General features: G+C 63.4%; 26 protein-coding genes. 10 read left to right on the top strand and 16 right to left on the bottom strand.

Going from position 1 to position 25,162, the window contains the following annotated elements; translation table 11 throughout:
* Positions 1 to 37: 37 nt before the first annotated feature.
* The 3 genes from ahcY to MKI88_RS10655 all read right to left on the bottom strand — a co-directional run bounded on the left by ahcY (position 38) and on the right by MKI88_RS10655 (position 2,750).
* Positions 38 to 1,447 (bottom strand): adenosylhomocysteinase, encoded by a 1,410-nt coding sequence (ahcY, locus tag MKI88_RS10665; protein WP_241631362.1) that lies wholly within the window; start codon positions 1,445 to 1,447, stop codon positions 38 to 40.
* Between the two features lie 119 nt (positions 1,448 to 1,566).
* On the bottom strand, positions 1,567 to 2,025 hold the full coding sequence (locus MKI88_RS10660) for a hypothetical protein (protein ID WP_241631361.1): 459 nt from the start codon (positions 2,023 to 2,025) through the stop codon (positions 1,567 to 1,569).
* A gap of 164 nt (positions 2,026 to 2,189) precedes the next feature.
* A complete protein-coding gene (locus MKI88_RS10655; protein WP_241631360.1) occupies positions 2,190 to 2,750 on the bottom strand; it encodes a YqgE/AlgH family protein in 561 nt (186 codons plus the stop codon).
* A 142-nt stretch (positions 2,751 to 2,892) separates the two neighbouring features.
* Between MKI88_RS10655 and MKI88_RS10650 the strand changes: the two genes are divergently transcribed.
* The 3 genes from MKI88_RS10650 to MKI88_RS10640 all read left to right on the top strand — a co-directional run bounded on the left by MKI88_RS10650 (position 2,893) and on the right by MKI88_RS10640 (position 5,278).
* Positions 2,893 to 3,375: a peroxiredoxin gene (locus tag MKI88_RS10650; protein WP_241631359.1), complete on the top strand. Its 483-nt coding sequence runs from the start codon at positions 2,893 to 2,895 to the stop codon at positions 3,373 to 3,375.
* A gap of 104 nt (positions 3,376 to 3,479) precedes the next feature.
* Entirely contained in the window at positions 3,480 to 3,767 is a 288-nt protein-coding gene (locus tag MKI88_RS10645) for a hypothetical protein (protein ID WP_241631358.1), read from the top strand.
* 68 nt (positions 3,768 to 3,835) lie between these two features.
* The gene (locus tag MKI88_RS10640) at positions 3,836 to 5,278 is read left to right on the top strand and encodes an AMP nucleosidase (RefSeq protein ID WP_241631357.1); all 1,443 of its coding nucleotides are present in this window, start codon (positions 3,836 to 3,838) and stop codon (positions 5,276 to 5,278) included.
* On the opposite strand, the gene MKI88_RS10635 is transcribed toward MKI88_RS10640, so the two are convergent.
* From MKI88_RS10635 to MKI88_RS10625, 3 genes are all read right to left on the bottom strand, one after another.
* On the bottom strand, positions 5,256 to 6,446 hold the full coding sequence (locus MKI88_RS10635) for a diguanylate cyclase (RefSeq protein WP_241631356.1): 1,191 nt from the start codon (positions 6,444 to 6,446) through the stop codon (positions 5,256 to 5,258). The genes MKI88_RS10640 and MKI88_RS10635 overlap by 23 nt on opposite strands.
* 48 nt (positions 6,447 to 6,494) lie before the next feature.
* A complete protein-coding gene (locus tag MKI88_RS10630) occupies positions 6,495 to 8,327 on the bottom strand; it encodes a M2 family metallopeptidase (RefSeq protein ID WP_241631355.1) in 1,833 nt (610 codons plus the stop codon).
* A 68-nt stretch (positions 8,328 to 8,395) separates the two neighbouring features.
* Positions 8,396 to 9,151 (bottom strand): alpha/beta fold hydrolase, encoded by a 756-nt coding sequence (locus tag MKI88_RS10625; RefSeq protein ID WP_407073338.1) that lies wholly within the window; start codon positions 9,149 to 9,151, stop codon positions 8,396 to 8,398.
* A 343-nt stretch (positions 9,152 to 9,494) separates the two neighbouring features.
* On the opposite strand from MKI88_RS10625, the gene MKI88_RS10620 reads away from it, so the two are divergent.
* From MKI88_RS10620 to MKI88_RS10610, 3 genes are all read left to right on the top strand, one after another.
* A complete protein-coding gene (locus tag MKI88_RS10620) occupies positions 9,495 to 10,058 on the top strand; it encodes a copper-binding protein (protein ID WP_241631354.1) in 564 nt (187 codons plus the stop codon).
* A gap of 174 nt (positions 10,059 to 10,232) precedes the next feature.
* On the top strand, positions 10,233 to 10,871 hold the full coding sequence (locus MKI88_RS10615) for a TetR/AcrR family transcriptional regulator (protein WP_241631353.1): 639 nt from the start codon (positions 10,233 to 10,235) through the stop codon (positions 10,869 to 10,871).
* Between the two features lie 10 nt (positions 10,872 to 10,881).
* A complete protein-coding gene (locus MKI88_RS10610) occupies positions 10,882 to 12,114 on the top strand; it encodes a phytanoyl-CoA dioxygenase family protein (RefSeq protein WP_241631352.1) in 1,233 nt (410 codons plus the stop codon).
* A 912-nt stretch (positions 12,115 to 13,026) separates the two neighbouring features.
* Here MKI88_RS10610 and MKI88_RS10605 read toward each other — a convergent pair.
* Positions 13,027 to 13,674 carry a 2-hydroxychromene-2-carboxylate isomerase gene (locus tag MKI88_RS10605; RefSeq protein WP_241631351.1) on the bottom strand — a complete coding sequence of 216 codons (648 nt, stop codon included), beginning with the start codon at positions 13,672 to 13,674 and terminating at the stop codon, positions 13,027 to 13,029.
* The gene (locus tag MKI88_RS10600) at positions 13,631 to 14,269 is read right to left on the bottom strand and encodes a DUF2238 domain-containing protein (RefSeq protein WP_241631350.1); all 639 of its coding nucleotides are present in this window, start codon (positions 14,267 to 14,269) and stop codon (positions 13,631 to 13,633) included. The genes MKI88_RS10605 and MKI88_RS10600 overlap by 44 nt, the downstream gene beginning before the upstream one ends.
* 130 nt (positions 14,270 to 14,399) lie before the next feature.
* Here MKI88_RS10600 and MKI88_RS10595 point away from each other — a divergent pair, with 130 nt between their 5' ends.
* Genes MKI88_RS10595 through MKI88_RS10585 form a run of 3 tightly spaced genes read left to right on the top strand, consistent with a single transcriptional unit; the run spans position 14,400 to position 17,449 of the window.
* Positions 14,400 to 14,852 carry a MarR family winged helix-turn-helix transcriptional regulator gene (locus tag MKI88_RS10595; protein ID WP_241631349.1) on the top strand — a complete coding sequence of 151 codons (453 nt, stop codon included), beginning with the start codon at positions 14,400 to 14,402 and terminating at the stop codon, positions 14,850 to 14,852.
* Entirely contained in the window at positions 14,845 to 15,921 is a 1,077-nt protein-coding gene (locus MKI88_RS10590) for an HlyD family secretion protein (protein ID WP_241631348.1), read from the top strand. The genes MKI88_RS10595 and MKI88_RS10590 overlap by 8 nt, the downstream gene beginning before the upstream one ends.
* Positions 15,914 to 17,449, top strand: a complete 1,536-nt coding sequence (locus MKI88_RS10585; RefSeq protein ID WP_348636255.1) for a DHA2 family efflux MFS transporter permease subunit — start codon at positions 15,914 to 15,916, stop codon at positions 17,447 to 17,449. The genes MKI88_RS10590 and MKI88_RS10585 overlap by 8 nt, the downstream gene beginning before the upstream one ends.
* Before the next feature lie 65 nt (positions 17,450 to 17,514).
* Here the strand turns inward: MKI88_RS10585 and MKI88_RS10580 are convergent, their stop codons facing one another.
* Positions 17,515 to 18,543, bottom strand: coding sequence for an aspartate-semialdehyde dehydrogenase (locus MKI88_RS10580; RefSeq protein WP_241631347.1), 1,029 nt, complete (start codon positions 18,541 to 18,543; stop codon positions 17,515 to 17,517).
* A 176-nt stretch (positions 18,544 to 18,719) separates the two neighbouring features.
* Between MKI88_RS10580 and MKI88_RS10575 the strand changes: the two genes are divergently transcribed.
* Entirely contained in the window at positions 18,720 to 19,541 is an 822-nt protein-coding gene (locus MKI88_RS10575; protein WP_241631346.1) for a DUF2189 domain-containing protein, read from the top strand.
* A gap of 43 nt (positions 19,542 to 19,584) precedes the next feature.
* Here MKI88_RS10575 and MKI88_RS10570 read toward each other — a convergent pair whose 3' ends face one another.
* The 7 genes from MKI88_RS10570 to rpsP all read right to left on the bottom strand — a co-directional run bounded on the left by MKI88_RS10570 (position 19,585) and on the right by rpsP (position 25,146).
* The gene (locus tag MKI88_RS10570) at positions 19,585 to 21,807 is read right to left on the bottom strand and encodes a S9 family peptidase (protein ID WP_407073337.1); all 2,223 of its coding nucleotides are present in this window, start codon (positions 21,805 to 21,807) and stop codon (positions 19,585 to 19,587) included.
* Between the two features lie 294 nt (positions 21,808 to 22,101).
* Positions 22,102 to 22,479, bottom strand: coding sequence for a 50S ribosomal protein L19 (gene rplS / locus MKI88_RS10565; RefSeq protein WP_241631344.1), 378 nt, complete (start codon positions 22,477 to 22,479; stop codon positions 22,102 to 22,104).
* A gap of 1 nt (position 22,480) precedes the next feature.
* The gene (gene trmD / locus MKI88_RS10560) at positions 22,481 to 23,221 is read right to left on the bottom strand and encodes a tRNA (guanosine(37)-N1)-methyltransferase TrmD (RefSeq protein ID WP_241631343.1); all 741 of its coding nucleotides are present in this window, start codon (positions 23,219 to 23,221) and stop codon (positions 22,481 to 22,483) included.
* Between the two features lie 195 nt (positions 23,222 to 23,416).
* Positions 23,417 to 23,794, bottom strand: a complete 378-nt coding sequence (locus tag MKI88_RS10555) for a type II toxin-antitoxin system VapC family toxin (RefSeq protein WP_241631342.1) — start codon at positions 23,792 to 23,794, stop codon at positions 23,417 to 23,419.
* On the bottom strand, positions 23,791 to 24,066 hold the full coding sequence (locus MKI88_RS10550; RefSeq protein ID WP_241631341.1) for an AbrB/MazE/SpoVT family DNA-binding domain-containing protein: 276 nt from the start codon (positions 24,064 to 24,066) through the stop codon (positions 23,791 to 23,793). The genes MKI88_RS10555 and MKI88_RS10550 overlap by 4 nt, the downstream gene beginning before the upstream one ends.
* A 30-nt stretch (positions 24,067 to 24,096) precedes the next feature.
* Complete coding sequence (rimM, locus tag MKI88_RS10545; RefSeq protein ID WP_241631340.1) at positions 24,097 to 24,570, bottom strand: ribosome maturation factor RimM; 474 nt, start codon at positions 24,568 to 24,570, stop codon at positions 24,097 to 24,099.
* 3 nt (positions 24,571 to 24,573) lie between these two features.
* On the bottom strand, positions 24,574 to 25,146 hold the full coding sequence (gene rpsP / locus MKI88_RS10540; RefSeq protein ID WP_241631339.1) for a 30S ribosomal protein S16: 573 nt from the start codon (positions 25,144 to 25,146) through the stop codon (positions 24,574 to 24,576).
* Positions 25,147 to 25,162: the final 16 nt, after the last annotated feature.

Below are 25,162 nucleotides of genomic sequence, written 5' to 3'. Positions count from 1 at the left end.
CCGGGAGCCCCTTTGAGCTTCGCTGCGAGCGATGCGATCAGTAGCGGTAGTGATCGGGCTTGAACGGGCCTTCGACCGGCACGCCGATATAGTCGGCCTGCTTCTTCGTCAGCTTGGTCAGCTTCACGCCCAGCTTTTCGAGGTGCAGCATCGCGACCTTCTCGTCGAGGTGCTTGGGCAGGACATAGACATCGTTCTGATAGGCCGCCGAATTGCCCCACAGCTCGATCTGCGCGAGCACCTGGTTGGTGAAGCTCGACGACATCACGAAGCTCGGATGGCCCGTGGCATTGCCCAGGTTCACGAGGCGGCCCTTGGACAGGATGATGATCTGCTTGCCGTCGGGAAACTCGACGAGGTCGACCTGCGGCTTCACTTCGGTCCACTTGTAGTTGGACAGCGCAGAGATCTGGATCTCGCTGTCGAAGTGGCCGATATTGCAGACGATCGCCATGTTCTTCATCGCCTTCATATGGTCGGCGGTGATGACGTCGGCATTGCCCGTGGCGGTGCAGAAGATGTCGGCGCGCGTTACGGCCTCTTCCATCGTCACGACCTCGAAGCCTTCCATGGCGGCCTGGAGCGCGCAGATGGGATCGACCTCGGTGACGAGCACGCGCGCGCCGCCATTGCGCAGCGACTGCGCCGAGCCCTTGCCGACATCGCCGAAGCCCGCGACGCAGGCGACCTTGCCCGCGAGCATGACGTCGGTGCCGCGACGGATCGCGTCGACGAGCGATTCCTTGCAGCCATAGAGATTGTCGAACTTCGACTTGGTCACGCTGTCATTCACGTTGATCGCGGGGAAAGGCAGCTCGCCCTTCTTGGCGATCGCGTACAGGCGGTGAACGCCGGTCGTGGTTTCTTCCGAAACGCCCTTGATGTTCTTGACGGTCTCGGTGAGGTAGCCGGGCTTGCGGGCGATGAACGCCTTGAGCGCCCGCTGCATCTCGACCTCTTCGTCGTTCTCGGGCTCGGGCATCGTCTGGCCGGCTTCGAGCTTGGCGCCCCAGAGCGCAAACATCGTCGCGTCGCCGCCATCGTCGAGGATCATGTTGCAGGTCTCATCGCCCCAATCGAAGATCGAGCCGACATAGTCCCAATATTCGGCAAGGCTCTCGCCCTTGACCGCGAACACGGGGACGCCGGACGCCGCTATGGCGGCGGCGGCGTGATCCTGCGTCGAGAAGATGTTGCAGGTCGCCCAGCGGACGTCGGCGCCCAGCGCGGTCAGCGTCTCGATCAGCACGGCGGTCTGGATCGTCATGTGGAGCGAACCCGTGATGCGGGCACCTTTAAGCGGCTGCGCCGCACCATATTCGCTGCGCAGCGCCATCAGGCCGGGCATTTCGGTCTCGGCGATATCGATTTCCTTGCGGCCGAAATCGGCGAGCGCGATGTCGCGAATGACGTAGTCGTTGATGTCGGCAACGGGTGCGGTGGCCACAAAATGTCTCCTGACGGCTGGTTCGATGGCGGCCGCCGGACAATGAAGCGAGGCGGCCGATTGCGGGCCAAATACCCTCAGCCGCCTCCGAAAGCAAATATAAAGATCTCTTTATATGTTCAGGGCGCCCGCGCGATCACAAGGTTGCAGCGCCCGCCTGGCAGCACCGGATTGGACTGGGCGCGCTCAGCGAGCGCCTCCAGCGTCATGATCGAATGGCCCGCGGCCCGGGCGGCGCCGAGGATCGATTCCATGTCCGTGCAGTCGAGGCCTTCAACGCCAGCCCCATAGCTGTTTGCGATCGCGGTCACATAGCGATCATAGGCGTTGAGTGCCCCCGACGCGCCCACTGCGCCCGTGAAATGTCGACGCAGCCGGTCGTTGACGTCGACAAGCGCGGGACGGCTGCCGCGAACAAAGGCATTATATTGCGGCAAAAAGTCCTGCCCCTTCAGCCGGCAGCGCAGCGCGGAGACCATGAGCATCGTCTCCAGATCGCGTACCTTGGCCGCAGCGACGGCGTTGTCGCTCCAGCATGCGGCCGCCTGCGCGTGCAGCGGCGCCGCGAGGGCAATCATTGTTAACCCGAAACAAAACGATCGAAGGGTCTTCCGTACCATGCCGTCCCCCATGCGTTCTGCGACCCGACGCATTTTCGCGGCATTGCGTGCGCAGGTCGGATTACGAACCTGTCACGGCTCGCCTGCAATGAGGTAAATCAACATGGTTAATGAACGGTAAGTCAGGCCTGTCCGGCCATGGGTGCGAGCAGGCTGCTGTCGACCCCTGCATCGGCATAGGCCTGTTCCCAGCGCCGCGCCGGCGGGACCTCAAAAAGCAGCCGCGTGGTGCCCGGGGTCACGAACCAGCCGTGGCGCGTGAGTTCGTCCTCGAGCTGGCCGGGCGCCCATCCCGCATAGCCAAGCGCGGCGACCCATTGCGAGGGGCCCTTGCCTTCGGCGATTGCCCGCAACACGTCGATCGTCCCCGACAGCCCCCAGCGATCGGCGACCTGGATACTGTCCTGCCCTCCCCAGTCGAGGCTGTGGAGCACGAAACCGCGCTGCGGCTCGACGGGACCACCAAGATGGATCGGACAATCGGGTGCAACGCCCGGATCGATATCGAACTGACGGAGGAGTTCGTGGAAACCGATACCCTCGGCGACCATCCCCACGCCGATACCCAGCGCACCTGCTTCGTCATGCGCGCACATCGCGATCACCGCATGCTCGAAGCGCGGATCCCCGATACCGGGGAACGCCAGCAGAAGCTGGCCGGTGAGATAGGCGGGCATGTCCATAAGCTTTAATATAGGCGCGTCCGGTGCACGATAAAACAGGGGGTTTTGCCATTGCGGCGCTGGCGGGAGCCGGTCTGGCGGCCTATATGCGGCGCGTTCGGCCGTTCGCGGCGTAACCGATCTATCCCAAGGAGAATGATGCATGACGATCAAGCAGGGCGACACGCTTCCCGAGGCGACCTTCACCGTCCCCGGCCCCGACGGACTCGAGTCGGCGGACACCGCCAGTTTCTTCAAGGGCCGCAAGGTCGCGCTCTTTTCGGTGCCGGGGGCTTTCACTCCCACCTGTTCGGCCAAGCATCTGCCAAGCTATGTTGACAAGGCCGAGGAGTTGAAAGCCAAGGGCGTCGAAGCAATCGCGTGCACTGCGGTCAACGATGCCTTCGTGATGGGCGCATGGAGCAAGGCCAATGGCGCCGACGGCAAGGTGACGATGCTCGCCGACGGCAATGGCAGCTTCGCCAAGGCCGTGGGCCTCGAAATGGATGGCTCGAAGTTCGGGCTCGGCACGCGCGGCCAGCGCTTTTCGATGATCGTCAACGACGGTGTCGTCGAAGAACTGAACGTCGAGGCGCCGGGCGAATACAAGGTGAGCTCGGCCGAGCATATGCTGGGCCAGCTCTGACGGTCCGGCGGGGTGGCGCCGGGACGCGCCGCCCCGTCGCGCGTTGGAACGAATACCGCTCTGTCCCGTTGGGCAATCGAAGCCTTGAAGACGGGAGACGGATCATGGTCATCAGCACGCCAGAGCATGTGGTTAGCTTTGAAGAGGGCATCCAGCCGCGCCCGACCCTCGAACAGGCGCGCGAAAAGGGTCGCGCCTATCTCGACAACGCGATTCATGCCGCGCAGGAACATCCTTGGGCCGCAGCCGCGATCGGCGCGGGCGTCGTAGCGACCGTGGCAGCGACAGCCTATGGCGCAACCCGTATGGCCGCGCGCCGCAATCACGGGGAGAGCAACGGCGACGCCATGATCGAAGCGGAAATTTTGCCCGAGGCGCTGCCCCTCGAATAAGCGGGGCCGAGCGCACGAAACGCCGAATGGACTTGCCAGCGTAACAAACGGTCGGATAGTTGCTTTGGATGACCAAGGCAGAATCCATCGTCGCCGAACTCGACGCGCTCTATAACGCGTCGGTTGACCGTCTCCGCAGCGCGCTGACCGCTTTTGTCCGTTCGGGCGAACGTCCGCATCCCGGCACCCGGAGCCATGGCGCGTTCGCCTATCCGGAAATACGCGTGCGCTACAAGGGTACGTCTGACAGTCCGGTGCCTCCGCGTTCGTTCGGACGGCTGGTGACGCCGGGCGAATACAAGATCAGCGTCACACGCCCCGCATTTTTTGCCGACTATCTGGTCGAACAGCTAGAATTGCTGATCGAGGATTATGATGTCGAGGTGGAGGCGGTTCCCGGCGCGCAGGAGATTCCCTTCCCCTATGTGCTCGAAGCCGGGCACGGCCTTTCGCTCGACGACGTCAGCGCAATAGACCTGGGGCGTTGGTTCCCCGCCACAGAACTCGCGCATATCGGCGACGAGATTGCTGATGGCGTGTGGACCGATACGCCCGAAGCGGCACGTCCGCTCGCGCTGTTCGATGCCCTGAGAACCGACTTCTCCCTCGCACGGTTGCGCCATTACACCGGCACGCCGGCCGAGCATGTCCAGCGCTTCATCCTGTTCACCAACTATCACCGCTATGTCGACGAGTTCGTGCAATGGGCCTGCACCCAGCTCGGCCCCGACACGCCCTATACCGCGCTGTCAGGCGCGGGCGGCGTGATGGTGACGCCCGAGACAGCCGATCCCGAGCGCGTCGTCGCGGACAGTGCATGGCGCAAGCATCAGATGCCCGCCTATCACCTGATGGCGCCTGGGCGGATGGGGATCAGCGTCGTCAACATCGGCGTGGGCCCGTCCAACGCCAAGACGATCACCGATCATCTCGCGGTCGTGCGCCCCGAGGCGTGGCTGATGATCGGGCATTGCGGGGGCCTGCGTCCCAGCCAGCGGATCGGCGACTATGTCCTCGCGCACGCTTATCTGCGCGACGATCATGTGCTCGACGACATGCTGCCGCCGGAAATTCCGATCCCTCCGATTGCCGAAGTCCAGCAGGCGCTGGCGCGCGCGGCCGAGACGATCTCGGGCGAGGATGCAGACACGCTGAAGCGGCGCTTGCGTACGGGCACGATCGTGACCACCGACGACCGCAACTGGGAATTGCGCTACTCGAAATCGGCGTTGCGCTTCTCCCAGTCGCGCGCGGTGGGGATCGACATGGAATCCGCCACGATCGCGGGTCAGGGATATCGCTTCCGTGTCCCCTACGGCACGCTGCTATGCGTGTCGGACAAGCCGCTGCATGGCGAGCTGAAGCTGCCGGGACAGGCCAACCGCTTCTATGAACGCGCCATCAGCGAGCATATGCGGATCGGCATCGAGGCGTGCAACGAGTTGCGCCGCGAGGGCAGCAAGCTCCACAGCCGCAAGCTCCGGGCGTTCAACGAACCTCCGTTCCGCTGATCCTCGGCTTGGGCGTCGGCGCAACGACGAGCCGGTCCCGCCCCTCCATCTTGGCCTCGAGCAACGCGATGTCGGCGCGGTGGAGCATATCGCCAAAGCCGACATCGCCGGGATCGAACGCGGCAATCCCGAAGCTCGCGGTAATGCTGCAGCCCGGGAGACCGGAAATCTCCAGTTGCTGCAGTTCCTGGCGCGTACGCTCGATCGCGGCGGCAGCGTCGGCGGGCGTTATGTCGATCAGCAACAGGCAGAATTCGTCGCCGCCCATGCGGCCGAACAAATCCTCCTCGCGGACCGAGGCGTGAACATGGTCGGCAAAGGCGATCAGCGCCCGATCACCCGCTGCGTGACCGAAGCGATCGTTGATCCTCTTGAACCGATCGATGTCGCTCATCACGACAGTGAGCGGACGGCCGTGACGTCGCGCATTGGCGATGGCGCCGACGGCCGCCTGCTCGATCCCCCGGCGATTAAGGTTGCCGGTGAGCGGGTCACGCGTGACCAGCGCACGCACGCCGTCGGCCAGATCACCGGCGAGCAGGAACAATGTGGCGATACCGGTGCCGATATGGATGGGCGGCAACCCGAGGACAAGAAACGCGCGGAAGCGGTCAATGCCCGCGGGATCGGCCTCGGCTCCTATGGTGATGCCGAGCGCGGCCAAAGCCAGCTGATACATGCCGAAAATCGCAAGCATGACCATGAATGCGATCTCTGGCGGTCGCGCCCGGTGCTTTTGCGGCAGCACCGCCATGATCGCGATCACGGTCATGGATGCGATGTAGAGATTGGTGATTGCGATACGCATGCCGAAATGCTGGAACACCAGCATGACGACCGCGATCGCGGCGCCTGTGATCGCCACGCCGCTCGCGAATCTGCCCACATAGGGCCGCAAGCCTGCGCGCTGGCGACTGCCGATGGCGATGAGCGAGCTATTCGTCAGTATCAGCAGCGCGCCGAGCAAGATCATCGCCGGATGGCCCGGCAGCAACACCAGCGTGACCGCGTTCAACGCCCATTGCAGCGTCCCGCCACCATAGGCCAGCGCCCATGTCAGCGCGTGGCGCTGCCGCCCGAAATGAAGCCAGGCAAGTGTCAGCGCACAACAAAGTATTGCGCTGGTCGTCGCAAGCACGAACAGGACAACGAGCGCGGTGCTTACCACGCCCGTCTCCGGCGTTGACCGTCCCCCCGAACGGTCATCAGGACGCCCTCACCAGCCGCATTGCTTGCCCTTGTTCTGCTCCTTGAGCCAGCCCATGAGCGGCTGGAAATAGGCCAGCATCGCCGATCCGTCGATTTCGCGGCTTCCGGTGAATGCCTGAAGCGCATCGGGCCAGGGCTTCGACGCCCCCATTTCGAGCATCGCGTCCAGCTTCGCGCCGACCTCCTTGTTGCCATAGAAGGAACAGCGGTGGAGCGGCCCCTTCCAGCCCGACTGCTCGCATGCAGCCTTGTAGAACTGGAACTGCAGGATCCGCGCGAGGAAGTAGCGCGTATAGGGCGTGTTACCAGGGATGTGGTATTTCGCTCCGGGATCGAAATTGGCCTCGCTGCGCTCCACCGGGGGCGTGATGCCCTGATATTGGAGCCTGAGGTCGGTCCAGGCCTTGTTGTAATATTTGGCAGGGATCGCGCCGCTGAACACGCCCCAGCGCCATTTGTCCACGAGGAGGCTGAACGGAAGAAACGCCACCTTGTCCATCGCCTGACGGAGCAGCAGGCCGAGGTCCTTGTCCTCCGAAGGCACCTTCGACTGATCGAGCAGACCGATATTCACCAGATAATCGGGCGTGATCGAGAGCGCGACGAAATCGCCGATCGCCTCGTGGAACCCGTCATTGGCGCCGTTGAGATAGAGGAACGGCTGCTTGTTGTAAGCGCGCTGATAGTAGTTGTGCCCGAGCTCGTGATGGATCGTGACGAAGTCGTCCGAATTCACCTTGGTGCACATCTTGATGCGCAGATCGTCCTTGTTGTCGATATCCCATGCCGAGGCATGGCAGACGACCTCTCGATCGGCGGGTTTGACGATCTGCGAGCGCTTCCAGAACGTGTCCGGCAGCGGCGAAAAGCCGAGCGAGCTGTAGAAGCCCTCTCCGATCCTGACCATCTTCACCGGATCGTCGCCATGCGCTTTCAGCAATTCACCGATGTCGTAGCCGACGTCGCCAACGCCCTTGGGCGCAACGATATCGTAGATATTGCCCCATTCCTGCGCCCACATATTGCCGAGAAGGTCGGCGCGGATCGGGCCGGCCTTCGACTGGACGGCGTCGCCATATTTCTCGTTCAGCTTGGCTCGCGTATAGCAGTGGAGTTCATCGTAGAGCGGCTTGACCTGCCCCCAGAGCCGGTCGGTCAGCTTCGCGAACTCGTCGGCGGGCATGTCATAGGCCGAGCGCCACATCGCGCCGACATCCTTGTAGCCGAGCTCCGCCGCGCCCTTGTTGGAGATGGACACCATGCGCGCATAATCCTGGCGCATCGGACCGCCGACATTGTCGTGCCAGCTTACCCACATCTCCTTGAGTTTCGCGGGGTCGCGGACCTCGCCCATCGCGGCTTCTATGTCGGAGCCGCTGATTTCCTTGCCGTCGAGCGTACCCCGGCCCTTGCCGTAGGTGGAGTTGAGCCGTGTCGCGATCTCGCTCAGTTCGGTCGCAGCGCCGGGCGTCGTCGGCGCGGGCAGAACAATCCCGCTGCGAAGGATGTTGAGTTTGCGCCTGGTATCGGGCGAAACGCCGGAAACCTTCTCGAACTTCGCGGCTTCGAGCGCGAGACGCACCGCCTTTTCGGTGCCTTCGGCACCGCTCTGGGCGGCCAGCGCATCGGTATCTTCGGTGATGTAGGTGTTGTTGATCCACTGGATACGACTTGCTTCCACCGTATAGTCGAAAAGTTCCTTTTCAGCCGCGAGCACGAACGCATCGGCATCTGCGGCGGTCAAGGCTTTGACGGGTTCCTGTCCCTTTTTCTGGGCGTGCGCCGGCGGCGCGCTGGCGAGCATGGCAGCCAGCGCGATCGCTGAAATCATCGACTTCATCTCTATGGTGACCCCTTTGGATTCCCTGATTGCTATGCGGCGCAAACTGTACCGCGCCCGGTGACGGGTCAAGACTTGAGGAAGTCCAGAATCGCCTGGCCCAGTTCGGCCCTGGTGACCGCACTCATGTGATTGCCCGGGATCGCGCGGAAGGCGGCACCGGGGATCGCCCCGGCCAGCGCCTCGCCCGATCCGTTATCGTCGTCATCGACGCCCGTCACGACGAGCACGGGCCGATCGATCGCCGCCAGTTCCTCGCGCGTCGTATCGACGAAGGTCTCGAGAATATGGAGCAGCGCGACGGGATCGCCCTTGGTCGTCTTCAGAAATGCCTCGGTGAGCCATTCCGAAGAACCGCGCTCGAAACTGCCGAGATTGGTCAGGACGTGGCGGAAATAGGTGCCACGCCCCTGGGTATCGAGGATGCCATCGAGCCCCATCCCAGACAGCACGGCCCGGCGCGGGGCCGCGCCCTGCGCCAGCATCCGCACGCTCGTGCGGCCGCCAAGCGAATAGCCCGCAAGATCATAGTCGGTGAGCCCGAGATGCGCGATCAGCGCAAAGCCATCCTGCGCCAGCACGTCGCGCGGATAGGCCGCGAGGTCGTGGGGCTTCGCGCTTTCGCCATGCGCGCGCAGATCGGGCATGATGACCCGGAAACCGGCATCCGCGAGCAGCTTTGCATGCCCGTAGCGCACCCAATTGGTCATCGCGTTGGAGAAATAGCCATGGATGAGGACGAGCGGCCGCCCCTCCCCCATTTCATGCCACGCGAGTTCTGTGTCGTCGAAGCTGTTGAAATGTGCGGTTTTCAGCTCAGTCACGGGCGAACGCCCCCCGGCCGCGGCTGCCGCTAACTTCACTTAGATTCACAAACTTCTCACAAAACGCCATCTGCTTCGGATCCCTGATTTTCGCGCGCGAGTCGCGTTCGCGGCGACAATGGCAGGCGCGCGCGATGTAGGACAGCCTTCGGAAACCGCACCAGCGGCCTCTCGGGGGAAATCCGGCCGCTACCAAGGGTTAATGCCGATGTCCGCCATACGCCTCGCCCACTAGCGTTGCTGGCGCCCGCGCATCGCGCCAGTCCGTCCGCCGTTTGAGCGGCTCAATGGCAATGGTCCGCTTCCGGGCGTTATCGCAGATTCTCGACGGGAGGCCCTGTTCATGAAGCCAGTTTTTTTCTCGGTCGCTGCCGTACTGGCACTGCTGGCCACGGGCGCCGTTGCGCAGACAGCGAATACCGATGACAGCAAGGTCGAAGTGAGCCCGGGCAAGGTCCAGTATTATTCGAAGCTGCGGCGCGAGGCGACGGTCACCAGCATCAACCAGAGCACCCGCGAGGTCTCGCTGCTTGCGCCCGACGGCGAGACCGTGAGCCTGACCGCGGGCCCCGAGGTCAGGAATCTCGCAAGCGTCAAGGTCGGCGACAAGGTGGTCGCCGACTATCAGGAATCGATCGAAGTCACGTTGCTGAAGAAAGGGAAGCAGCCCGTCGGTCGCCGCGAGGAGGCCAGCGATTCCGGCAAGCAGGCAACCTCGAAAGTCGTGCTGACGGGGGATGTCATCAAGGTGGACAAGGCGACAGGCATCGTGACCCTGCGTGGCGCGACGCGGACCGTGGACATGACCGTCATGGACCCGAAGCAGCTGGAGCGCATCAAGGTTGGGGACCAGGTGCAGGCGGTTACGACGCAGACGCTCGCGCTCTCGCTGGAGCCCGCCAGCTAGGATCCCCCGCCCACTCCGGACGATCGGGACGACGCTCCGCGTCGTCCCGATATCCACGCATTCCCCAAGCCCCCGTGCGCTCCATCCATCGTAGCGCCGCCACCAACGCTTGCCTGCGCCGCGAAAACAGAATACTGACTAACTGGTCAGTCATTATGCAGGACGCGCAGACCCATGACAGTGAAGCAGAAGCGCGACGATGCCGAAGCGCGCCGCCGGCACATTCTGGACGAAGCCATCCGGATCATCGGCCAGCGCGGCTATCACGGCTTTACCGTCCAGCAGGTCGCGCAGGCGTGCGGGCTGACCAACGGCGGGTTGCTCTATCATTTCGGATCGAAGGAACAGCTTCTGGTCGCAGTCCTCGAGGAGCGCGACCGGCGCTATGCCCAAATCGTTTCCGCGGACGTCGACCTGTGCGCCGAGGAAGCCGAAGGAACGGGCATCTATGTGCGCGCGGCCGTCCTGCAATTGCTGCGCGCGATCATGGCGCGATCGGTGGCCGAGCCCGAGATCATGCGGCTGTTCACGGTGCTCCAGTCCGAGGCGCTGGACGCCGAGCACCCCGCACATGCCTATTTCCGGCGGCGCGAGGCCATGGTGCTCGACGAATTCGCCGCGATGCTCACCGGTCATGCGCCCAACCCGCGCGCAACGGCGCGGCAGGTTCTCGCGCTTCTCGATGGCCTTGCCCAGCAATGGCTGCGCGAGAACGGTGGCTTCGACCTGCTCGCCGAATGGGACGCGGTGATGACGCTGCTGCTGCCTTCCGCCGGCGACACGGCTCCAGCGGCCAACGCGATCGGGACATAAGGAGAGGATCATGCCCTATACTCTGGACCGCCGAACGCGCAGCGAAACCGAACAGCGCAGCATCGACCCCGCGACATTTTTCGCGGTCGACTTTCCGGCACTGGCTACGCGGCATGGCGGGATCGTGGCGGATGCGATCGCGGCGCTGAAGGCGCCGCCGCTTTCGATCGAGGTCGAGAGCATAAGCTGGACCATCGCGCGCGATGACAGCACGGTACGCGCATATCAGGGCGCGGCGCCGAACGCGCTGCATCTGATCATGTCCGCCGGCCAGTTCTCGGACTGGGCGCAGAACCTGCTGTCGATCAACGGAATGATGACCGCGCGCGCGCTGACCTTCAGCAATGGCAGCGTGCGCGACGTGTCGTGCTGGGATGCGATTTCGCACGCGCTGCTGGAGGGCTGGCCGGTCGCGGCCAATGGCCTGACCTTTGCCGACCGGCACGGCGCGCCGCTTGACTTCAACCGCTGCTTCACGCCCACGGACGATCCGCAGGACATCATCCATTTTCTGGCCGAGGCGGGCTATCTGCATCTGCGCGGCTGGCTCGATCCCGCCGACATGGCGGAAATCTCCGCCGAGATGGATCGCGCCCTGCCCCATTATCACGAAGGCGACGGCAAATCCTGGTGGGCTGGGCTGGGTGATGGTTCGCGCCGCTGCGTGCGATTGCAGGAATTTGTCGAACACTCGCCGACGACCTCGCGCATCCTGTCGAGCGAAACATGGACGCAGTTGCGCCTCCTCATTGCAGGGGACGACAGATTGAGGGTCGCCCCCGTGGAGGGGCGGATCATCGAGGCGCTGTTCAAGCCGGTCGGCGTGGTCGCCGGCCCATCGGACGTCACCTTTCACCGCGATTGTCATCTGGGGCGTCACGCCTATAGCTGCGCGCGCCGCACGATCGGCATCGCATTGACGCCGACGAGCGAGGAGAACGGATGCCTGCGCGTCATCGCGGGCTCGCACCGCGTCGCCATGCCCGTCGAGATCGCAAAGACCGCGCCCTATCTGCCGCGGATCAGCGTGCCGACCGAGCCCGGCGACCTCACGGTCCATCTTTCCTGCACGCTGCATGAGGCGACCCCGCCGGTCAGCGCGGAACGCAGGGTGATGTATACCGAAATGTCGCTGGAAGACGCGGTTCCCTATGCCGAAACCGCCGAGGGCAGGCTACGCGAACGCGTCTCCGACATATTGCGCGATGCTGGCCCGCAGGGGGCGGCGGTCGGCGCGGGCTGATCATAGATCGGGGTTCACAGGCGTGTGGAGCGCTGCCCCGCCTTCCGGGTCACTCGGCCGCCTCGATCAGCGGTGTCCGATCATCGGCAGTTTTGCCCGAAAGCGGCATTTCCGGACACGCCGGCATTCCGTTGCCCTGACAGCCTTGGTGAAACTGGGCGCTTGTTCATCCAGGCCGGGATGGCAGCAACCAATTAAGCGCGAGTGATGAAACTCTCGCCTCCACCTTCGTTCCAATTGCAAAATATACTACATTCCGAAATAAACGGGGGAAATTACAAGATCATTTTCTACGGCAAAATTTGACGGAGAGATTATCAAGAAAGTTAAACAAAGAGCTGACAATATAACTTTGTCACCTACATAATTTTTTTCCGATAAATACAGCGATACTTGAATAATAAAAAACATCACTAATAAAGGATAGATAAGTAAAATTGGCAATAATGTCGTATTTATTTCAAAAAAATGCACGGAAATGTAGTTTATAAATATCGGCCCAAATGCGTATACATTTCCCCACACCAAATTCACCACGGGCTTGGCATTTAAGTAAAAACAAAATACTGGCAGAAAAACGCCTGAAAATAAAGAAAACAGGGATAATACAACAATTCTATTTGTAAATGTTGAACCCATAACGCCACCCCCTCATGACGAACCCGCAGCCATATCCGCCCCTTTCGGCGTCGGCTTACGCCTTGTTTGTCGGCAACCAGCAAACCGCCACAGCCGCCGCAGCTACTGATGTCGCAAGGGGCGCCAGCCGCAGCGTGCGATAGCGGTCGGCCATGATATACACCCAGCCACCTTGTCTCGCGCGCTCCATCACCGATGGATGAGAAAAGCGGGACCCCGGGTCAAGCCCGGGGTGACGAGGGTGCGAAACGGCAGCTCACCCCGATTTCTCGCTCATACCCGCTCCTTCAGCCCCGCGGCCTCCATCCGCCACAGCGCGAGGTCGATCCGGTCCTGCCCGAAAAACGGCTCGCCGTTGAAGACGAGCGTCGGCACGCCCCAATGCCCCGCCCTTTCGAGCGCTTCCTGATTGGCGGCGATCTCGGCGTCGAGCGCCTCGGGTTCGGCCAGCACCTCGCCTTCAAGTTCGTCGAGTTCGAGCCCGGCCCATTCGGCAGAGGTCGCGAGATGATCGCGCGCGTGCCAGTTCTTCGTGCCGCCCCAGATCAGCCGCGAGACCGCATCGGCAAAGGCCAGCCCCTTGCCGCGCCGCGCGGCGGCCTGTCCCAGTCGCGTGAGGCGGTAGATATAGGGCTGCTCGTCCGCGATCCGGCGTGTCGCCATGTCCTGGACGATCGGGTCGGGATCGGGCGGTGCGATGGGAATGCCCAGATGCTCGGCGAGGCGGCGCACGTCGGTCAGCGTGTATCTGAGCCAGTTGGGGTGGTTGCGCGTGAAGAAATCGGGCTGGCGGATCGCGAGCGGATAGACCGGGCGGAAGCGGATGGTGAGGTCGAAGCGCCGGACCAGCGCGACATAGCGCGGCGTGGCCAGATAGCTATAGGGGCTGCGGAACGACCAGAACAGATCGACCTCGAGCATAACGCCTCCTTTCGCTGAACCGCGTCAGCAACGCCGCGAGAATAGCGCCGGAAAAGGCGAGCGCCATGTCCTTCTGCGCGTCCCATATATCGCCCTGCTGGCCATTATAGTCGTCCGCGACCGCGGGATCGGCCATCAGCGTCAGCATGCCCTCGAGGATCTCATAGAGTGCGCCGATCGAGAGTACGAAGCCAACGGCAAACAGCATGGCGAGGCGCGCGGAGCATCCGGCGTATCGCAAAGCGGCCTCACGAACCGGAGCATAGAACAACGCGCCGAAGGCGCAATGGACCAGCCTGTCATAATGATTGCGGCTCCAGCCAAAAGCGCCGCTGAGACTGTGTCCCGTGAGCGCCTCCGCCCAATGGTCGTAGGGAATGTTCGAATATGTGTAGCGCCCGCCAAGCGTATGCAGCGCGAAGAACAGCACGAGACCGATCACCGCACCATCGGACAGCGGCCATCGCCTGATCAAAGTGGGTGCCGCCAGCAGCAGCAGAGCGGTCGGCACATGGTGCAACCAGGCGGTCGAGGGATAAGGCTGCCCGACCTGGGCCAGCACAAGCATGACGGCAAGCGCCAGAAGCGCGCGCATTTGTCCTGCGCTGAGCGCGCGCCAATCGAGAATCAATCGTTTCAACATCTTGCATGAGATGCACGCACATCGCGGCTATTATCAAGGCAATCGTCTTGCATATTATAAGCATCGTTATTATGTGCGCGACATGACCGAATCCATGGGATTTCTGATCGCCGATGCGTCGCGCCTGATGCGACGCAATTTCGATGGTCGCGCGCGCTCGATCGGCGTGACCGGCCCGCAATGGCGCGTGCTCACGGCGCTTGCCCGCAATGCGGGGATCAATCAGGGCGGCCTTGCCGAATTCCTGGAGGTCGAACCGATCACGCTCTGCCGCATGGTGGACCGGTTGCAGGAGGCGGGCCTCGTCGAGCGGCGGGCCGACCCCAATGATCGGCGCGCATGGCAGCTCTACCTGACCGATCGGGCGCATCCCCTGCTCTCGCAGCTGAAGGAACTCGCCGCGGGACTGATCGACGAGGCACTCGAAGGCTTCGAAGAAGACGAGAAGGCGCAGTTCATGGCGATGCTCGAACGCATCCGCAGCAATCTTTCCCGCAAGAACAACGAGAATGACGGAGCCCGGGCCAATGGCTGATTCCGGCGAACCCCTGGTTTTCGAGGACGCGGCAGCCGCCGCCACGCCCGAGGACGTCAAGCCGCGCCGGCGCTGGATGCGCCTCGCTCTCATGCTGTCCGTGCCGCTGCTGATCGCGGCGGGTGCGGGCTATATGTGGCTGACCAGCGGACGCTATGCCTCGACCGACAATGCCTATGTCCAGCAGGACGTGGTATCGGTGAGCCCCGATGTCTCGGGCCGGCTTGTCGACGTGAAGGTCCGCGAGAACCAGCGCGTCAAGGCTGGCGACGTGCTGTTCGTCATCGATCCCGAACCCTATCGCATCGCTCTGGCGCAGGCCGAGGCCGCGCTCGCCAATGCGCGGGTGCAGGTCAGCACCATGTCGACCGACATGGGCGGAGCAGCCGCCGATATCGCAAGCGCGCGCGCCGACATCCAGCTTGCGCAGGCCAGCTATGACCGTCAGGCGGCGCTGATGCAGCGCGGCTTCACGACGCGCGCGAGCTATGATGCCGCGCTCCAGCAGGTCGCCGCGGCAAAGGCCAAGCTCGGGACCGCACAGGCCGACGCGGCGCGCGCACGCGCGCAGATCGGCAGCGGATCGGCCGCGTCGGGCACGCCCGCCGCGATCCAGGCAGCGCTGGCGCAGCGCGCCAAGGCCGCGCTCGATCTCGAGCGCACCGTCGTCCGCGCGCCCGCCGACGGCATCGTCAGCCAGACGAGCCGGCTGCAGGTCGGCACGATTGCGCCCAGCGGCGTTCCCGCGCTGAGCCTCGTCATCAGCGACAGGGCGTGGATCGAGGCCAATTACAAGGAAACCGATCTCGACCATATGGCGGTCGGCCAGCCCGCCGAGATCGCGTTCGACGCCTATCCGGGACTGAAGATCAAGGGCCATGTCGCCAGCATCGGCGCGGGCACCGGCTCGGAATTCTCGGTGCTGCCGGCGCAGAACGCGAACGGCAACTGGGTAAAGGTGACGCAGCGCGTGCCCGTCCGCATCGCGATCGACGGCACGCCTTCGCGTCCGATGATCGCGGGGCTGAGCGCCGATGTCAGCGTCGATACCCGCTCCGGCCGTGACTGAACCCAAAGCCGGGCAGGCACTGCTGCCCGTCAAGCATCGCGGACTACTCACCATCGGCATCATGGGCGCGATGGTGATCCAGATTCTCGACACCACGATCGCCAATGTCGCGCTTCCGCACATGCAGACGAGCCTTGGCGCAACCATCGACAGCGTCACATGGGTGCTCACCAGCTATATCGTCGCATCGGCGATCGCGATCCCGATGACGGGCTGGCTTTCGGAGCGCTTCGGATCGCGCAACCTGTTCCTGTTCGCGGTGGGCGGGTTCATCATAGCCTCGATGCTCTGCGGCACCGCGATGAACCTCGAGGAGATGGTGATTTTCCGCGTGCTGCAGGGCATCGCCGCAGCATTCATCAATCCGCTCTCCCAGACCGCGATGCTCGACATCAATCCGCCCGAGCGACAGGCCAAGGCGATGTCGATCTGGGGCATGGGGGTGGTGATCGGGCCGATCATGGGGCCCGTGCTGGGTGGCTGGCTGACCGAAAGCTATAACTGGCGCTGGGTATTCTACGTCAACCTGCCCATCGGCGCGCTGACTTTCGGAATCCTTTGGGCGCTCCTCCCCTCGCGGCCGAAACAGGCGCGCAGGTTCGACATCATGGGCTTCGCCCTGATCGCGATCGCGGTCGCGAGCTTCCAGCTGATGCTCGACCGCGGCCAGCAGGAAGACTGGTTCTACAGCTGGGAAATCATCCTTGAAGGCTGCATCTCGCTCGCAGCGCTATGGATGGCGATCGTACACCACGCCACTGCCAGGAAGCCGCTGTTCGATCGCCACCTCTTCCTCGATCGCAATCTCGTCGCGGGGATGGGCTTCATGATGATCGTCGGCGTGGCTACGATGGCCCCGCTGGCGCTGTTGCCCCCGCTGCTGCAGCAGCTCTACGGCTACCCCGTCGTCGACACCGGGCTGATGATGGCGCCCCGCGGGCTCGGCGTACTGTGCACGATGATCATCGCGGGGCAGCTGACCGGCAAGATCGACACGCGCATCCTGATCATGACGGGTTTCGCGATCTTCAGCTTCTCCCTGTGGCGGATGTCGCAATGGTCGCTCGAGATGGATTTCTGGCCGGTGATCACCAGCGGGTTCATTCAGGGACTGGGCATGGGGCTCGTCTTCATGCCGCTCAACGCGCTTGCCTTCGCAACGCTGGACCAGCGCTATCGCACCGACGGCGCCAGCCTGTTCAACCTGACGCGCAGCATCGGGCAGTCGGCCGGCATCTCGATCGTGACGATGCTGCTCGCACGCAATGCGCAGATCAGCCATGCCGATATTGCGCAGCATGTGACCGACACCACCATCCCATCGCTCGACCTGGGCGCGGCGGGCCAGTTCGGTCCCCTGGGCGATACGGTGATGGCGATGGCCAATGCAGAAGTGACGCGCCAGGCGATGATGATCGCCTATCTCGACGATTTCCATGTGATGGCGATCCTCACGATCGCGATCATTCCGCTCGTGCTGCTGCTGCGCAAGCCCAGGGGCAAGCTCGAGGTGATCCACTCCGAATAGAAAAAGGGGCTTCGCCATCATCCGGCAAAGCCCCTTTTCTTCAGCTTTACTGCAGAGCTTGAGGCTCAGGCAGCCTTTTTCAGATGCCTGCGGCCGAGCAGTTCGGCGATCTGCACCGCGTTGAGGGCAGCGCCCTTGCGCAGATTGTCCGAAACGCACCACAGCGACAGGCCGTTGTCGACGGTCGAGTCCTCGCGCACGCGGCTGATGAAGGTCGCATAATCGCCGACGCACTCGACCGGGGTCACGTATCCGCCATTCTCGCGCTTGTCGACGAGCATCACGCCCGGCGCCTCGCGCAGGATCTTCTGCGCCTGTGCGGCCGAGATTTCGTTCTCGAACTCGATATTGATCGCTTCCGAGTGGCCGACGAAGACGGGCACGCGCACGCAGGTCGCAGTGACCTTCACCTTGGGATCGAGGATCTTCTTGGTCTCGACCACCATCTTCCACTCTTCCTTGGTCGAACCGTCGTCGAGGAAGCTGTCGATGTGCGGGATCACGTTGAACGCGATCTGCTTGGTGAACTTCGTCGGCGTCGCGGGATCACCGACGAAGATGTTGCGGCTCTGCTCGAACAGCTCGTCCATCCCCGCCTTGCCCGCGCCCGAGACCGACTGATAGGTCGCGACCACGACGCGCTTGATCTTCGCGGCGTCGTGCAGCGGCTTGAGCGCGACGACCATCTGCGCGGTCGAGCAATTGGGGTTCGCGATGATGTTCTTGGCACGATAGCCGTCGATCGCCTCGGGGTTCACCTCGGGCACGATCAGCGGCACATCGGGGTCCATGCGATAGAGCGACGAATTGTCGATCACCGTGCAACCCGCAGCAGCAAAGCGCGGCGCGTGGATCCTGGTCGCATCCGAGCCGATCGCGAAGATCGCCATGTCCCAGCCGTTGGGATCGAAATTGTCGATGTTCTGGACCTTGAGTTTTCGTCCGGTCTCGCCGAAATCGATCTCGTCACCCTGGCTCCGCGCGGAAGCAAGGACCGCAATATCGTCCAGCGGGAACTGCCGTTCCGCCAGAATGTTCAGCACTTCACGTCCGACATTGCCGGTCGCACCGGCAACCACAACCCGGTAGCCCATTACATACACTCCAGTTCGGTGAGGGTGGGGGAAATAGCGCGGTTGCAGCATTTGTCCACCCTCGACAGGGGCCGCGCAAGGAAAGAACATCAACGCGCATCAAAAGCTGTGCTATGTTGCCCGTTACGAGACTCAGAAACGGGGACGATTTCGACGTAGAGCCAAGGAGATGGAACATGGCCGTCACGCATGCCACAAGTGGATCAGCCGCAGCCCCCATCGATATTCCGATCAAAAAGATCGGCATCGACGACCTGCGCTGGGCGATGCGCGAAGGCTATAACGACTTCACGGCAAAGCGTGGCGACCTCTTCTTTGCGGGGTTGATCTATCCGCTGGTCGGCATCGTTGCCGCGGTGGGTGCGCTCGGTAACGACATGCTTCCCCTGCTCTTTCCGATCGCTGCGGGCCTGTCGCTGCTCGGGCCGCTGACCTGCACGGGCTTTTACGAGCTGGCGCGCCGGCGTGAGGCGGGGCTCGAGTCGCGCTGGCGGCATTTCTTCGACGTGCGCAAGAGCGAGGCACTCGACGGCATAATGGGTGTCGCCGCGATCCTGATCGGCATCTTCATCGCCTGGGTCTTCGCGGCCGCCGCCATTTACGGCGTGTTCTTCGGCAGCGAGGCGTCGACCTCGATCGGCACCTTCGTCAACCAGCTGTTCACGACACCCAAGGGCTGGGCGATGATGATCATCGGCAATCTGGTCGGACTGGGCTTCGCGCTCGTCGCGATGGCGATCAGCGTGATCGCGCTGCCGATGCTCGTCGACAAGGACGTCGATGCGGGCGTCGCGATGCGGACCTCGATCGCGGCGGTGCGCGAGAATTTCGGGCCGATGATGCGCTGGGGCCTGATGGTCGCCGCGATGCTGGTGATCGGCGCGATCCCGATCTTTGTCGGGCTGGCCGCAGTGCTGCCGATCCTCGGCTATGCCACCTGGCACCTCTATACACGCGTGATCGACCGCAGCGGCCTGCCCTCGCAGCCGCATCACTGATTGAGGAAAGGCACCCCGGCACTCGCCCGGGGTGCCTTCTGCCTCAGTCGACCTTCTTCAGCACCGCGCGATCGAGGAAATTGCCGATCGTGCGCCAGAGATGGACGCTGACGCCGTCGCCCGCGACGCGGTGCGTCTGGCCGGGATAGACCATCGTCTCGAACGGCTTGCCCGCCTGTTGCAGTTTCGCCATCAGCGCGGTCGAGTTCTCGAAGACGACATTGTCGTCGGCCATGCCGTGGATCAGTAGCAGCGGGTCAGCGATCTTCGTCGCTTCGCCCAGCGCGTCCGATTTCGCATAGGCCGCGGCGTCGGTCTTGGGATTGCCCATATAGCGCTCGGTATAATGCGTGTCGTACAGCGCCCATTGCGTGACGGGCGCACCCGAAATGCCCGCGGCATAGGTGCCCGGAGCCGCCTCGAGCAGCTTGAGCGTCATATAGCCGCCATAGGACCAGCCATAGACCGCGATCTTGGCGGAATCGACGAAATCCTGGCTCTTGAGCCATTCGACGCCGGTCAGCTGGTCCTGCACCTCGACGCTGCCCATCGCCTTGTGGATCTGATCCTCGAACGCCTTGCCGCGATCGGGGGTGCCGCGCCCGTCGACCGAGAAGACGATCCAGCCCTTGTCGACGAGATACTGGTGGAGCCCGCCGCCCCATGCCGCGGTCACCTGACGGCCGCCGCCGGGACCGCCATAGACCTGGACGAAGACCGGATAGCGCCTGCCCGGCTCGATCTTCGGCGTCAGGAGCTTGTAGTGGAGCGTGCTGCCATCGGCGGCCTTGAGCGTGCCGAACTTCGGCGCGACATGCCCCGCGACGAACGGCGCATAGGGGTGCGTGCCCTTCAGCGCATTTTCCTCGATCCATGCGAGGCGCTTGCCCGTCGCGTCCGCCAGATAGACCTGTTCGGGCTGGCTCGGGTTCGAACGCGTGATGATCGCGCGCGTGGCGGCGCCGTCCATCACCGCGCTGTTCCACCAGCCGGCCTCGGTCAGCCGCGTGACCTGCCCGGGCTTCGCGATGTCGACCGCGTAGAGATGCTGTTCGACCGGGGTTTCGCGGTTGCCGAGGAAATAGATGCGCCCCTTCGCCTGATCGACGCCCGTCACCTCCTTCACCGCCCAGTCGCCGCTGGTGAGCTGCGTCCATTGGCCGCCCTTCCAGTGATAGAGGTGCGAGAAGCCGCTGCGCTCGGACGTCCAGATCAGGCTGCCGTCCTTCAGGGCGCGCAGATCACTGGAGAGGTTGATCCAGGTCTTGCTGGTTTCGGCGTGAAGCGGGGTCGCCTTGCCCGTTACGGGATCGACCCTGAGCAGGTCGAGCTGCGTCTGCGCGCGGTTCTCGCGCTGGACGATGAGCGCGCTGCCATCGGGGAGCCAGTCGACGCGCGCGAGATAATGGTCGGGGTCGCTGCCCAGATCGACCTTCACCTGCTCCGAGCCGTCGGCGCGCATGACGTAGAGATCGACGCGCGCGTTGGGTGTTCCCGCGCGCGGATAGCGCTGGTCATAGACCTTGGTCCCCTCGGCGCCGATCGCGGCGCGGCTGACGACCATCACGCCACTTTCGTCGACGCGCGCGACTGCAATGCGCGCATCGTCGGGCGACCACCACGACCCCTTGGTGCGGTCCATTTCCTCCTGCGCGACGAATTCGGAAACGCCCCAGCTGAGCGTGCCGCCGCCGTCGTGCGTCAACGCGCGCTCGGCGCCGCTTTTGAGATCGAGCGCGAAGAGGTTCTGGTCGCGTACGAAGGAGACGAAGCCGCCCTTGGGGCTGATCGTGGCATTGAGCTCGCCCGCCTTTGTCTCGGTGAGGCGGCGGACCTTGCCGTCACGCGTCGCGAGGAACAGGTCGCCGTCGAGCGGCACGAGCAGGCTCTTGCCGTCGGGCGCCCAGTCATAGGCGACGATGCCGCGCGTGCCGCCGATGCGCGCGCGCTCGCGCTGCATCTTTTCTTCCTCGGAAAGCTCGGCACCGCTGCCGATCTTTGCGGAATCGACGAGCATCGAGGCCTTCGCCGTTTTCGTGTCGATCGCCCAGAGATCGTAGCGATCGCGATCCTCGGCACGGTTCTTCAGGAGCGTGACCAGTGTGCCATCGGGCGAGAGCTTCAGCGCACGCGGGCGCGGGCCGTTGAGATCGGGGCTGGCGAAGATGCGTTCGAGCGTCAGTTCCTGCGGGGCAGTTTCAGCCATGGCGGGAGACATCTGAATCGAAACCAAAGCTACGCCCGCCAGCAACCATCTACCCAGCATCCTCAAATCCTTTGAAATATCACTCTTCCGCTCATCCTGAGGAGCCGTTGAGCTTGCCGAAGTGAACAGGTGCGAGCGTCCCCCGGACGTTCGCAGCCGTGTCCGGGGGACACGGCGACCTGCTTCACCATCTCGAAGGACGCTTTGGAGTCGGTCCTTCGAGACGGGGCTTCGCCAGGCTCAGCCCCTCCTCAGGATGAGCGACACAATTGGTTCCCATCGCGCAAAAACGAAACGGGCGCCGGCAGCCTTATCGCTACCGACGCCCGTCTCAAAGCCTTTATGCCGTGGCGATCAGGCCGCGGTGTCGCGAACCTCGCGGCGTTCCGCGATGCGCGCGCGCTTGCCGGTACGGCCGCGCAGATAATAGAGCTTGGCGCGACGGACGGCGCCCTTGCGGACCACCTCGATCGACTCGATGTTGGGCGAGTAGAGCGGGAAAACGCGCTCGACGCCTTCGCCGAACGAAATCTTGCGGACGGTGAACGACGAGCCCATGCCCTTGTTCGAGCGTGCGATGCAGACGCCCTCATAGTTCTGGACGCGGGTGCGCTCGCCTTCGACGACCTTCACGCCGACCTTCAGCGTGTCGCCGGGACGGAATTCGGGGATCTTCTTCGCCTCGTTGAACTTGGCGATCTGCTCGGCTTCGATCTGCTGGATGAGGTTCATCTCATCTGTCCTTTTTCTTTCGCTGCGCACCAGAGGGCGACTGGTCCCGAGCGCCACTGTGGCGCTCCCAAAGGTCCGGCCGCCTTAGCCGTGTATCTTCCTCCGCCCTTTGTTTCCGCCAGGCGGCGATCTTCGCATGATCCCCCGATCGCAACACTTCGGGGATCGTGCGCCCTTCCCATTCTACGGGCCGGGTATAATGCGGATATTCGAGGAGGCCGCTTTCGAAGCTTTCCTCGTCTCCGCTCGAAGCCGCGCCCATTACGCCGGGAAGCAGGCGAATGCAAGCATCTAACAGCACGATCGCGGCGGTCTCCCCGCCCGACAGCACATAATCGCCGATCGAGACGGGTTCTATCGGCCGCGCCTCGAACAAACGCTCGTCAAATCCCTCGAAACGGCCGCAGAGAATGGTGACTCCGGGGCCGGCAGCCAGTTCACGCACACGCTCCTGCGTGAGCGGTCGCCCGCGCGGCGTCATGGCGAGAATCGGCGCATCGGGCTGGCGCGTGATCGCGTGATCGACCGCGGCTGCCACGACATCGGGCTTGAGCACCATGCCCGCGCCGCCGCCCGCGGGCGTGTCGTCGACCGAGCGGTGCTTGTCGGTCGCGAAATCGCGGATCTGGATCGTGTCGCACGACCAGCGCCCCTCGGACAGCGCGCGGCCCGCAAGCGACTGGCCAAGCGGTCCGGGAAACATCTCGGGATAGAGGGTGAGGATCTGGGCGGCGAAGGTCATGGTTCGGACCAATGGCCTTGCTCGATCACCTTTGCAATGTGGCCAAGTTCGAGACGCCGTAGATGGGCGCGCGCATGCGGAGGATCAATGAGATGACCACCAGCAAACGGCCACATCAGAAGGCGCCACGCAAGCCAGGACGCGCACGCGTGAAGTCGGTAGTGGTCTCGATCAGTCGATCGAGCGCTAACGCCGTCATATCGACCAATTTTCGATTTTCAGACCGGGGACATCGGCAAAATCATCTTCGTTATTGGTGATCACCGTCGCGCCGATGCTGAGCGCATGTGCGGCCAGCAGACGATCGAAACGGGCGCGCCTGAACGGCAGTCTGGCATATTCCCGCGCCGCTGGCTCGTCGAAGGGAAGCATGGGGATCGCCGCCAGAAACGCATCGAGAATGCCTGACAGAGGCGGCTTGCCATTGTGCGTTCCAAGCGCGATCTCCGCAAAACTGATCGCCGAAATCGCGATGTCCCCCGGCGCACACTGCTCCATGCGCGCGGTCAACGGCGAATGGGACTCGGCCATCGCGTAAATGGCCGCGTCCGCGTCGATCAGATATTTTATCACGCGTCATTCTGCCGTGCCCGCTTGGCAAGCGCGCTCGGCCGTTCCTCGAATTCACGAAATTCCCGAGGAAGCGGCTTGAGCCAGGGCGCCTTACCCGCAAAGCCGCTAATATCGAGCTTGCGCCTGGGCCCCACCGCCGGTTCGAACTCGAACTTTCCCTTCTCCTCGCGCAGCACCATTTCGGTACCCTCTTCAAGGCCGAGCGCCTTGGGCAAGCGAAGTGCGAGCGAATTGCCCGACTTGAAGACCTTGGCCCGGTATTCCTTGTTCACGCGCGCCTCCGTATATACGTGATGTATATACTATTCGACAAACGCAGCGTCAATCACGACGCGCTCACCCCACTCAGGAACAGCGAACATCGGAACCATGAAGCGCTTGCCCGTGGGACGTTCGATCTCGATCACGTCGCCCGCGCCGAAATTCTCGACCGCGACGACGGTGCCCAGGGCTTCGCCATCAGTCGAGACAGCAGGGAGCCCGATCAGGTCGGCATGATAATATTCGCCCTCGGCCAATGGCGGGAGGGCCTCGCGCGGGACCGTCAGTTCGGTGCCGCGCATCCTCTCGGCGGCGGTGCGATCGGCGATCTCGGCGAAGCGGGCGATGGCGCCATTGGGGCCATCGCGCACGCTCTTCAGCGTCAGCGCTCCGTCATTGAAGCGCTTGTGCGCCTTCAGGCTCTCGACATTTTCAGCGAACAGCTTGAGGCGCACCTCGCCCGTCACGCCGTGCGCGCCGATGATGACGGCAAGCGTGACGGGGCGTGTCGACAAGGATCAGCCCTCGGCCTTTTCCTCGCCTGCCTCTTCGGCGGGCGCTTCTTCAGCCGCAGGAGCTTCTTCAGCTGCCGGAGCTTCCTCGGCAGCCGCTTCGACAACGGCTTCGGCCTCGGGGGTCGGCTCTTCGGTCGCGGCCTCGACGGCTTCCGCAACGACTTCGACGGCTTCTTCAGCCGCAGGCTCTTCAACCGGCGCGGGCGCAGCAGCGGCCTCAGCAGCAGCTTCCTCGGCGGCCTTCAGCTTCTCGGCCTTCTCCTCAGCGCGCTCCTTGGCCTTCTCGCCAGGCTCGGCCTTTTTCGGGTTGTTGCGTGCAGCGCGCTCCTTGACACCGGCAGCGTCGAGGAAGCGGGCAACGCGATCGGTAGGCTGCGCGCCAACCGAGAGCCAGTGCTTCGCACGCTCGCCGTTGAGCGTCACGCGGTTGGCGTCGTCCTTGGCGAGAAGCGGGTTATAGGTGCCGATCTTCTCGATGAAGCTGCCGTCGCGCGGGCTGCGCGCGTCGGCGACGACGATGCGGTAATAGGGGCGCTTCTTGGAACCGCCGCGCGAAAGGCGAATGGAAACTGCCATTGTATTTCTTCCTTCT

The organism is Sphingomonas sp. LaA6.9 (genome assembly GCF_022601895.1).
Lineage (GTDB): Bacteria > Pseudomonadota > Alphaproteobacteria > Sphingomonadales > Sphingomonadaceae > Sphingobium_A.
The sequence above is the reverse complement of the archived record's forward strand: the minus strand, read 5'-3'. Positions and strand labels throughout refer to the sequence as shown.

Coding starts and splice junctions, on each gene's coding strand:
- MKI88_RS10660 (WP_241631361.1), bottom strand. CDS start 2,025: ATGATTGCCCTCGCGGCGCCGCTGCACGCGCAGGCGGCCGCATGCTGG.
- MKI88_RS10640 (WP_241631357.1), top strand. CDS start 3,836: ATGACCAAGGCAGAATCCATCGTCGCCGAACTCGACGCGCTCTATAAC.
- MKI88_RS10575 (WP_241631346.1), top strand. CDS start 18,720: ATGGCCGTCACGCATGCCACAAGTGGATCAGCCGCAGCCCCCATCGAT.
- MKI88_RS10590 (WP_241631348.1), top strand. CDS start 14,845: ATGGCTGATTCCGGCGAACCCCTGGTTTTCGAGGACGCGGCAGCCGCC.
- rplS (WP_241631344.1), bottom strand. CDS start 22,479: ATGAACCTCATCCAGCAGATCGAAGCCGAGCAGATCGCCAAGTTCAAC.
- MKI88_RS10570 (WP_407073337.1), bottom strand. CDS start 21,807: ATGCTGGGTAGATGGTTGCTGGCGGGCGTAGCTTTGGTTTCGATTCAG.
- MKI88_RS10615 (WP_241631353.1), top strand. CDS start 10,233: ATGACAGTGAAGCAGAAGCGCGACGATGCCGAAGCGCGCCGCCGGCAC.
- MKI88_RS10600 (WP_241631350.1), bottom strand. CDS start 14,269: ATGCGCGCGCTTCTGGCGCTTGCCGTCATGCTTGTGCTGGCCCAGGTC.
- MKI88_RS10595 (WP_241631349.1), top strand. CDS start 14,400: ATGACCGAATCCATGGGATTTCTGATCGCCGATGCGTCGCGCCTGATG.
- trmD (WP_241631343.1), bottom strand. CDS start 23,221: ATGACCTTCGCCGCCCAGATCCTCACCCTCTATCCCGAGATGTTTCCC.
- MKI88_RS10650 (WP_241631359.1), top strand. CDS start 2,893: ATGACGATCAAGCAGGGCGACACGCTTCCCGAGGCGACCTTCACCGTC.
- MKI88_RS10610 (WP_241631352.1), top strand. CDS start 10,882: ATGCCCTATACTCTGGACCGCCGAACGCGCAGCGAAACCGAACAGCGC.
- MKI88_RS10645 (WP_241631358.1), top strand. CDS start 3,480: ATGGTCATCAGCACGCCAGAGCATGTGGTTAGCTTTGAAGAGGGCATC.
- MKI88_RS10580 (WP_241631347.1), bottom strand. CDS start 18,543: ATGGGCTACCGGGTTGTGGTTGCCGGTGCGACCGGCAATGTCGGACGT.
- MKI88_RS10605 (WP_241631351.1), bottom strand. CDS start 13,674: ATGCTCGAGGTCGATCTGTTCTGGTCGTTCCGCAGCCCCTATAGCTAT.
- MKI88_RS10655 (WP_241631360.1), bottom strand. CDS start 2,750: ATGGACATGCCCGCCTATCTCACCGGCCAGCTTCTGCTGGCGTTCCCC.
- MKI88_RS10620 (WP_241631354.1), top strand. CDS start 9,495: ATGAAGCCAGTTTTTTTCTCGGTCGCTGCCGTACTGGCACTGCTGGCC.
- MKI88_RS10630 (WP_241631355.1), bottom strand. CDS start 8,327: ATGAAGTCGATGATTTCAGCGATCGCGCTGGCTGCCATGCTCGCCAGC.
- rpsP (WP_241631339.1), bottom strand. CDS start 25,146: ATGGCAGTTTCCATTCGCCTTTCGCGCGGCGGTTCCAAGAAGCGCCCC.